This is a genomic window from Planktotalea sp. (assembly GCF_039984035.1).
Taxonomy (GTDB): Bacteria; Pseudomonadota; Alphaproteobacteria; order Rhodobacterales; family Rhodobacteraceae; genus Planktotalea.
In genome coordinates, this window is sequence record NZ_JBDWVM010000462.1 from 1 (window position 1) to 3,591 (window position 3,591).

Here is a 3,591-nt window from a genome sequence, read left to right on the forward strand (position 1 = left end):
AAGCGTCTGCTCAAGCAATTGTTGCGCGCGGAAGGCATCGACGACAAACGCTGGCCAGCACGGATGCTTGCGGGGCTGATCGATGATTGGAAAAACCGCGCGCTGACCCCTGAAAAGGTGCCAAGTGCAGATGCGGGTGCTTTCAATAATCGCGGCACTGAATTCTACGAGATGTATCAAAAACGCCTGATCGAACTGAACGCAGTCGATTTTGGCGATTTACTGCTGCACATGGTGACGATCTTTCAGACGCACCAAGACATTCTGGAGCAATACCAACGCTGGTTCCGCTACATTTTGGTGGACGAATACCAAGATACTAACGTCGCGCAATACCTCTGGTTGCGTTTGCTTGCGGGCGGTCACAAAAACATCTGCTGCGTCGGTGATGACGATCAATCCATCTACGGCTGGCGCGGCGCTGAGGTCGGCAACATTCTACGGTTCGAAAAGGACTTTGAGGGCGCAAAAGTCGTGCGCCTTGAGCAAAACTACCGCTCCACGCCTCATATCCTCGCCGCCGCATCCAACGTGATCGCTGGGAACGAGGGCCGCCTTGGGAAAGACCTCTGGACCGCGACGGAAGACGGCGAAAAGGTTCGTCTGATCGGCCATTGGGACGGCGAAGAAGAGGCGCGCTGGATCGGTGAAGAAGTCGAAGCCATGCAGGGCGGCTCACGCGGCATGCGTCCTATCTCGCTCGATGAAATGGCCATTCTCGTGCGCGCCTCCCATCAGATGCGCGCCTTTGAGGATCGCTTCCTCACCATCGGCCTCCCTTATCGCGTTATCGGTGGGCCGCGCTTTTATGAGCGTATGGAAATCCGCGATGCCATGGCTTATTTCCGCGTCGTGACCTCCCCCGACGACGATCTCGCGTTTGAGCGGATCGTGAACACGCCCAAGCGTGGTCTGGGTGATAAAGCCCAGCAGAAAATCCAGATGGCCGCGCGTGACAACGGCGTCAGCCTTCTTGAGGGCGCGCGCATCTGCGTGGAAACAAAGGCCTTTGGTGGTAAGGGGTTAAGCGAACTCAGCAAGCTTGTGGATGGGGTTGATCGCTGGGCCGCGCTCACGCGTGGACCGCGCATGACGACGATCATCGATGACGATGCTGTGCTTGAGGATGGGCCGACAATGTCAGAGCCTGAATATGGTCCGCCCGAAACCAGCCATGTTGAACTCGCGCAAATCATCTTGGATGAAAGCGGCTATACCACTCATTGGCAGAACGACAAAACGCCCGAAGGGCCAGGGCGCCTTGAGAACCTTAAGGAACTCGTTAAGGCTTTGGAACAATTCGAAAATCTGCAAGGGTTCCTCGAACATGTGAGCCTGATCATGGATAATGAGCAGGAAAACGACGGCGCGAAGATTTCGATCATGACGCTGCACGGCGCAAAGGGTCTCGAATTCCCTGCGGTCTTTTTGCCGGGATGGGAGGATGGTCTCTTCCCTTCGCAGCGCTCTATGGATGAAAGCGGCAAAACGGGCCTCGAAGAGGAACGCCGCCTTGCTTATGTGGGCATCACCCGCGCCGAAGAGCTCTGCACGATTTCCTTCACCGCCAACCGCATGGTGTTTGGCCAATGGCAAAGCCAACTGCCGTCCCGTTTTATCGATGAATTGCCCGAGGCACATGTGGATGTTCTCACGCCCCCCGGACTGTATGGCGGCAACTACGGCGCGGCTGGCATGGGCGGGGGTGCACGCTCCGATCTCGAAACCCGTGTGCAAGAGGCCAATGTCTACAACTCCCCCGGTTGGAAACGTCTTCAGGCGCGCAAGGATCAACGCCCTGTGTCCCAGCCCAGCGAGGCCAAGAACATCACGATCGATATGAAAGCTGTGTCGAGCTTTTCGATGGGGGATCGTGTGTTCCATCAAAAATTTGGCTACGGCGCGATTGTCGGGATCGAAGGGGATAAGCTGGAAATCGATTTCGAAAAAGCGGGTGTCAAAAAGGTTGTTTCGCGGTTCGTGAAACCTGCAGATGCCGCGGATGATATCCCGTTTTAGAAGGCCCGTAGCGGTTCCTTTTCGCAGGTCCGATCAACACCAAACGGCATTTATGCAACGTTACCATTCGCGTGTAGCGTGTGCTCTTTGGCGCGCGCGCGTTCTGCGCTAAGCTCTCCTTAAGGGGAAAACCCCATAAAAAGTGCCCTGATAGACTCTGGCGTAATCGCCTATGAGTAAAGTGCTTTCATAGTGGCACATAAAAGTGGCGGCAGATCGAGCAGTTTGCAAAGCCCATTATGACAAACGCGCCTCGCGCGGAATTTGTAAAGCTGAGCGACGTGTCGCTGCAGCCCAGTATGTGGTGTTAAAATGAGTAAAGCATCAAAAGAATTTTCTGACCGGTTGCGCCGCGATTATTGCAAGACGCCTGATGCGCGCGACGTTCTTCATGTTGAAAAACAGCTCGGCGCGAACGCGCTCCGCTTTCAACTCTCGCCGCGCGGCACGCATGAATTGTTCAAAGCCCTTGATAAAGAACGCAGCACGAAGCTGGCTGCGCAAGACGGGTAGCGCGCGATGCCGACATACACCGTAGAGGCATTTCGCTGGTCTGGCACAGGTTATAACGCGCTCTATAACACCTCCTATACCGCCGTTATGAGCGACAACGACCCCAACTACCAAGGTGGGTCAGATGGAGATGAAACAGTCACGATCAATGGGGGCGCCGCTGGAACGACGCTCTCTAATCCTTATGCCATCGATGTGAATTTTACCGACATTAACGGTGATCCCCATGTCGAGACCTTCTTCTTCTTTTACACAACGGCCAGCCCCGCCGGTTGGTACTTTGTGCCAGCCCCAGGATCGGCGTTTAGCGTCGGTGCAACGCTTGGTACGTATCAGGGGCACACAACGGGGTGGACCTATTCGTCCATTGTTTGCTTTGCAGAGGGGACAAAGATCGACACCTATGAAGGTCCGCGAGCGGTCGAAACCCTAAAGGCGGGGATGCGCGTGGCTGTGGCTGATGGGGAGTACGCGACGCTGCGCTTGAACCTGAAAAGCGCGGTAGGGCAATCGCAGATGCGCACACAGGAAAACCTGCGTCCCGTGCGAATTTCTGCGGGCGCATTGGGGATCGGTCTGCCAAGGCGCGATCTTCTGGTATCACGGCAGCATCGTATGCAAGTGAGCTCCCCGATTGCGCGGCGCATGTTTGATGCACCAGACGTGCTGATCGCGGCCATTCGCCTGACCGAGCTGCCCGGTATTTATGTGGATGAGCGCGTGGAAGCCTTAAATTACTACCATTTGGTGTTTGATCGTCATCAGATTGTGTACGCCGAGGGCGCGCCAGCCGAGAGCTTTTACACGGGTCGCGAAGCGATTGCCGCGCTCGACCCTGAGGCGCGCGGTGAAATTCTTACGCTATTTCCGAAACTTGCGCGCAAGGCCATCGCGATGAAACCTGCGATGCCGATTCCTAAACGCGCACAGCAAAAGCAATTGGTCGCGCGGCACATTCGTAATGAAAAGCCGCTTTTGATCGATTATGCGCCGCAAGATGGGGTTGCGTGACGGACGCAAATTTCCCACAGTAGAGCCACAAGGTGCCGAAGACGTCCT

At 55.7% G+C, this 3,591-nt stretch carries 3 protein-coding genes; all 3 read left to right on the plus strand.

Annotated elements, in window-relative coordinates; genetic code table 11:
• Nucleotides 1–2,019: 3'-5' exonuclease (locus ABJQ89_RS20490; protein WP_348498007.1), on the plus strand; the 2,019-nt coding region annotated here is incomplete at its 5' end.
• A gap of 312 nt (nt 2,020–2,331) precedes the next feature.
• Nucleotides 2,332–2,532: a hypothetical protein gene (locus tag ABJQ89_RS20495; RefSeq protein WP_348498008.1), complete on the plus strand. Its 201-nt coding sequence runs from the start codon at nt 2,332–2,334 to the stop codon at nt 2,530–2,532.
• A 6-nt stretch (nt 2,533–2,538) separates the two neighbouring features.
• Entirely contained in the window at nt 2,539–3,543 is a 1,005-nt protein-coding gene (locus ABJQ89_RS20500; RefSeq protein ID WP_348498009.1) for a Hint domain-containing protein, read from the plus strand.
• The last annotated feature ends 48 nt before the right edge of the window (nt 3,544–3,591 follow it).